Below are 5,432 nucleotides of genomic sequence, written 5' to 3' on the forward strand. Positions count from 1 at the left end.
TCCAGGTTGAGCTGGCCGTTGAGAACCTCAGTCGTATCGTCCGCGAAGATAGGTGCGGACACTGTCATCACGGCGCTCGTGGCCATGATCCACACTCTCACGCATTTGGACATTGGAGGTCTCCCTGGAGCCATAGGCTGTGGCGATATTGATGCCGCCGGTCGTATTGGTTGGTCCGCTGCTGACACCGCCGCCGATCGGGTCGCTATAGGCACAGGCGGCAGACGGATCGACGCCGTAGAGCTGGGCGGAAATTTCAAGCACGGCCCGTTCGATCACGGTGCGCACGGCGAGCTGAACCGGCTCGAGCGAGCGGCCGCCGGCCGAGATGTCGACCACCGCATCGCCCCAGAAGGCAAACACGCCGGCGCTGATTTCGCGGCCGATGATCTGTTTCTGGTAGGAAATGACGTCGACGGTCTCCATGGTCTGGGTCTCGTTCAGACGCAGGTCGAGGCCGATATTCATCACCCACATGCGGCGGCTGAACAGGCCCGTCGGATCGCTGTCGATGCGGTCGCCGGCCAGCACGTCAACGCCGGACGAGCGGATATTGTAGTTGAGCTCGGTAATGCCGCCGACCAGATTATAGTCGGAGCCGGGCAGGGAGGCGGCGCGGATCTCGCGCTGGGTGCCGTCCGCATTGCCGATCAGGGAATTGTTGGCATAGCGCAGCTCAAGTTCGGAAATCGAGGTGTCGAATCGCTCGACCAGGCGGATGCCGGCTTTCGAGAAGGCCGAGATCGCCATCAGCGAGGCGCCCTGGGTGAGGGCGGCGCCGCCTTCCAGCGAGGCGCGGCCGGTATAATCCGACAGACGTCCGACCGCGACCCGCGGCGAGCGCAGATTATGGGCCCGGGCGTAATTGGCCAGGCAGACCAGCGCTTCCGAATAGGGTGTCGGATTGGGCGTCACCGGCGAATTGCCGATCGGCGTCACGTAATTGCCGTCCGGGCCGGAGCGGTCTGTCGACGCGCAGCCGGTCAGGGCAAGAACGCTCGCCAGCGAGGCGAGGAGGAGTCTGGCTTTAATCATTGTCACTACTCACATTGCCGTCGGACTGGGCACTGGCGTTGATGTCGCCATTATTGATCTGGCTGGAATTGACGATGACGGTGTTGTATTGGCCGCTCACATTGACGTTGAGCTGGTTACCGATCGCCGTGGCGCCGGAACCGACACCGCCGCCGAACAGGCCGCCATAGGAAGAGACGCCGACGCCGGTCTGGATGACGCCATCGATGATCACGCGATTGCCTGCGGTCGAGCGGCTCGCCGCGCCGGCGCTGGCAGCAGCGCCTGCACTGGAAGATGCTCCGGACCAGGCCTGGGTCTCCTGACCGCCGGCAACGCCATAGGGGCGCTCCCACTGGGCCGTCGTCGAGACCGACTGGCCCAGCGCGGTGGCCGGGGCCAGAATGGCCGTGATTGTTGCAAGGGCGATCGTGATCCTGCGGGTTTTCATTGTCTCACGTCCTTCAAAACGCAATTCTCACATCGGTGATCTGCAATGGGCGTGCCAGCGGGTGAATGGGCCGATCTCCGTTCGCCTGTTGGGGGAAACCTTCCGTTAAGACGTTGAAAGTGCCCGTTTGGGCCAGAGTTTCGAGGAGAATGACTGGTGAGTGTGCCGCAACGGGACGATCAGGTCCGGACGCCGATTTTCAATGCCATGCCAGCCGGTGTCCTGATCCTGGCCACAGCCATACTCGCCAGCGCGGCGATCGTGGCGCTGATTCCCGAAGCGGGACGCTGGATCATTGCAAGCTCTCTGGTGATCGGCGGGCCGGCGGGCATGGCCTTGCCGGCGCAGCCGCTCGGCCATGTCGCGCCGCTGGTGCTGCATGTCTTCATCCATTTCGGCCTGATGCACCTGGTGATGAACCTGGCTGTGCTGATCGGGGCCGGCCGCGCCGTCGGCCTGGCGCTGGGCGGCGGGGTGAAGGGGACGGCGGGATTCCTGGTTTTCTTCTTTGTTTGCTCGGTGGCCGGTGCGGCGCTGGAGGTGCTTCTGCCGCACGACGCAATAGTCCAGATGGGCGGCGCCTCGACCGGCGTGTCCGGCCTGATCGCGGCGGCTGGCTGGGTGCGGGGCGGCTATCGCGGCATGCTCAGCCTGGCGCTGCCCTGGATCGGCTTCAATATACTGATCGCCCTGACCGGCATGGTCTTGCCCATCCCGATCAGCTGGGCCGGGCATATCGGTGGCACGGTCGCCGGTGCGTTGCTGTTTCCGCTGGTACTGGCCAGTTTCGGCGAGGGCCGGGGCGGGCGCCCTGGCGCCTGATCACCACAGCCGGTCGATTCGGCGCACACCATCGATCTCGAAGCCCTTGATGATCGCGTCACCGGACGGGGGCAGCGACAGGATCAGGCGCACACCATTATTGCCGTCCTCATCGAAGCTGCGCAGGCGCCGGTCGAAATCCAGCGCCATCTCGCGTGAGGCGTAGTAGCGCTCGATATTGAACGAGGCATGGATCTGGATCCGGTTGACCCGTCGCGCTTCGGCAAGTGGCTCGCCGGTTTCAGGGTCGGTCCATTCCTGCTCTATCGTATATCTCGACCCCACGAAGCCATGGATGAAGACGCCCGAATCCGGGCGCGTGGCGTGCAGCGAGACGGGCGCCCAGCTGTCATCGTCGCCGCGCTCCAGCACGACATAGATCGGATCGCCGCGCTCGAAGCTGTCATCGCCATCCAGCTCGCTGGCATCGAGTTGCTGCAGGTCTGTGCGGATCAGGCTGAAATGACCCAGGAAGATGTCACGCGGATCATAGCCGCGCACATCAAGGACGATCTCGGTGCCGCTGGCGCGGGCATTGGCATGGTCAATCACCATGAAGCCGAGGAAGGCCGTCATCGCCAGTGCGATCAGGCCGAGGCGGGACAGGGCGGTCATGATGCGTCCTCCGTTCCGGTCTCATGCGGGACCAGTGCCCGTTGGCGGTGCAGGCGCAACAGGCCGAGGCCCATCAGGAAGAGAATTGCGCCGCCGACCAGGAAGAAGACGGCGGTGTCGAGCAGGCCGCTGAAGGTCTCGGCATAGACATAAAGGGTCTGGAGCACGAAGCCTGCAATGCCCAGGCCGCCGACGAAGGACTGGCCGGGCCGGGTTCCCTGCACGATCATCGCCACGCAGAGTCCGTAAAAGATGGCGCCAATCAGGATGCGCACCCAGATCAGCATGTCCGGGCCGGCCGTGTTGACCAGGGCGGGTAGGCCGGCGGCCATCAGGCCGGCGACAATATAGGCGAGGGCGGCGCTCCAGCTGACATTGCCCGTGACGGCCCGGCGCCAGGCGGCGAGGGCGATCACCACCACAGAGATGGCGGCGATGGCGCCGAAGCGGCCCGACTCGCTCGGGTCGGCCAGGCTGCGGGCGCCATCAAGCGGCCATTGCAGGAGATAGGAGCCGAGCAGGGCGAAGGAGATTCCCCAGGCGGCCAGCACACCGCCGCCGCTGATGTGCCGGTCACGGGCATGGGCGGCGAGCAGGCCGATCGCGGCCGCAATCAATATGCCGGCCATGAAGCTTTCCAGCACCCCGAACCGGTGTGCGGACTGCTCGGTCCATAACAGGTTTGCGATCCACAGGAAGAGGCCAAGCGAGAGCAGGTTGAAACTGACACGTGATCCGAGCCGGTGCGCGAGCAGGGCGGTGACGCCCCACAGGGGCAGGTAGCCCCAGATGATTCCCGGCGCGTAGGGATTGAAGGTTTCCAGCCAGGCCCAGAGCGCTCCCAGCAGGGTGGCCAGGATCAGGACCGGCCGCGAGGGCAGCACAAAGGCGATGCCTGCGGCGGCTGCCGCCCAGACCAGCACGGCCGTATTGCGGAAGGAGGTCATGTTGAAAGTCTGGGCGGTGAGCATGATCGCGGCACCGAACAGGGCCGCGCCCAGCAAGGCGAGCGCATGGCCGATCACCGGTGCATCGCGATCAAAGGCGCGCCCGGCGCCGAGCAGGGAAGCCCACAGGGCAATGAGTATGGTGGCGAAGCGAAGCAGGCGCGGCATCACATCCCAGTTGGCAGCGACAAAGCTGAGGGCCGACATCGCCAGCAGGCTGGCGCCAAGGATGGCGAGGGCGCCGGCGGCGTTCCAGCGGCCGGGCTGGGCGGCGATATCACCGAGAATGGCCTGGCGGTGTGTCCCGTCGACCCAGCCCGCGGCAATCCAGCGTTCAAGGTCGCGGGCCAGTCTGGCGCGATATCCCATCATGTCACTCCCCTGAGATCGGTCGCAAAACCCTGCATGTGCACCGTGAGCTTGTCCATGTTTGTTTGATTCACATTGGCCAGGCCCCGGGCCGGCCCCGGTTTCAGATGCGCGTCTCGCCGTTTCGTGGTATGAAGCAACCCTGCCTGCGAGGAGGGCTGGCGATGAATATGGACTCCATTCTGCGCGCCAAGGGGCGCGAAGTCGTCTCGATCAATGAGGCGCTGAGCCTCAAGGACGCCGCCAAACTGATGGATTCGCACGGAATCGGCGCGTTGCTGGTCTGCGACAGCCATGACAGGCCAACCGGCGTCCTCTCCGAGCGGGACATTATAAGGGAGCTGGCGATCAATGGCGCTGCCGGGCTCGGCCGCCCGATCTCTGGCGCCATCACCCCGGCCTTCCTGACGGCCGCGCCCGAGGACCTGACCGATACCGTCATGGTGCGGATGACCGAGCGGCGCGTGCGGCACTTGCCTGTCCTGGATCAGGGCCAGGTCGTTGGAATCGTCTCGATCGGAGATCTCGTCAAAGCCAAGATCGCCACGGTCGAGGCCGAAACCGCGGACCTGCGGAACTACATCCATCATTGATGCACCAGGCTGCAGTCCCGTTTGCACCTGCCAGACAAGGGCGAAGCGGCAGCCACTGCCACAAAACTGATACAAAATGCGGTCAGGGGGTTGCGCCAAACCGGCCATCCTGTAGAACCCGCTTCACCAACGGCGCCGGCGCAGCGGTTTACCACTTGCGCCTCAGCGCCGTTTGTTTATTATGTGAGGTCTTGTCGCTTTTTCAGGATGACTCGTCCCGCCCTTCGGGTGTGACGGTCGGGAATTTTTTCGCCGGTTTTGGCCGCTGAAACATCTTCTGCACTTCCTGAGATTAGCGAATTGACTTCAAAAACCGGGCGGCTTAAACCCCGCCCTCCTCAACGGGACGGCCCAGCAGATCGGGTCAAAACGGAGAGGGGAAGGCTTCCGCCTTTCGGTGCCAACATGGTTCGATCCTGGATCTGACCGGTGACGTTTTCGAAAGAAAATCATCCGGTTGCCACGAACTGCAGAGGCCCTGAAATAAGCGTTTGACTTCAAAAACCGGGCGGCTTAAACCCCGCCCTCCTCAACGGGACGGCCGAGCAGATCGGGTCAAAACGGAGAGGGGAAGGCTTCCGCCTTTCGGTGCCAACATGGTTCGATCCTGGATCTGACCGG

The 5,432-nt window shown here is 64.0% G+C and carries 6 protein-coding genes; 2 read left to right on the plus strand and 4 right to left on the minus strand.

Annotation, left to right across the window (positions count from 1 at the left end; genetic code table 11):
* Positions 1 to 27: 27 nt before the first annotated feature.
* Both hfaB and hfaA read right to left on the minus strand, forming a co-directional pair.
* Positions 28 to 1,035, minus strand: coding sequence for a holdfast anchoring protein HfaB (hfaB, locus tag ACN0YF_RS14730; RefSeq protein WP_417483583.1), 1,008 nt, complete (start codon positions 1,033 to 1,035; stop codon positions 28 to 30).
* Positions 1,028 to 1,465: a holdfast anchoring protein HfaA gene (gene hfaA / locus ACN0YF_RS14735; RefSeq protein ID WP_417483584.1), complete on the minus strand. Its 438-nt coding sequence runs from the start codon at positions 1,463 to 1,465 to the stop codon at positions 1,028 to 1,030. Before hfaA ends, hfaB begins: the two co-directional genes overlap by 8 nt.
* A 156-nt stretch (positions 1,466 to 1,621) precedes the next feature.
* Between hfaA and ACN0YF_RS14740 the strand changes: the two genes are divergently transcribed.
* Positions 1,622 to 2,287, plus strand: coding sequence for a rhomboid family intramembrane serine protease (locus tag ACN0YF_RS14740; RefSeq protein ID WP_417494965.1), 666 nt, complete (start codon positions 1,622 to 1,624; stop codon positions 2,285 to 2,287).
* Here the strand turns inward: ACN0YF_RS14740 and ACN0YF_RS14745 are convergent, their stop codons facing one another.
* Both ACN0YF_RS14745 and ACN0YF_RS14750 read right to left on the minus strand, forming a co-directional pair.
* Positions 2,288 to 2,902 carry a GDYXXLXY domain-containing protein gene (locus ACN0YF_RS14745; RefSeq protein WP_417494966.1) on the minus strand — a complete coding sequence of 205 codons (615 nt, stop codon included), beginning with the start codon at positions 2,900 to 2,902 and terminating at the stop codon, positions 2,288 to 2,290. It abuts the gene before it with no gap.
* Positions 2,899 to 4,221 (minus strand): DUF2157 domain-containing protein, encoded by a 1,323-nt coding sequence (locus tag ACN0YF_RS14750; protein ID WP_417494967.1) that lies wholly within the window; start codon positions 4,219 to 4,221, stop codon positions 2,899 to 2,901. Before ACN0YF_RS14750 ends, ACN0YF_RS14745 begins: the two co-directional genes overlap by 4 nt.
* Positions 4,222 to 4,382: 161 nt before the next feature.
* Here ACN0YF_RS14750 and ACN0YF_RS14755 point away from each other — a divergent pair, with 161 nt between their 5' ends.
* Complete coding sequence (locus ACN0YF_RS14755; RefSeq protein WP_417483588.1) at positions 4,383 to 4,811, plus strand: CBS domain-containing protein; 429 nt, start codon at positions 4,383 to 4,385, stop codon at positions 4,809 to 4,811.
* The last annotated feature ends 621 nt before the right edge of the window (positions 4,812 to 5,432 follow it).

Origin of the sequence: Maricaulis sp. (assembly GCF_048270265.1) — a bacterium.
Classification (GTDB): Bacteria; Pseudomonadota; Alphaproteobacteria; order Caulobacterales; family Maricaulaceae; genus Maricaulis.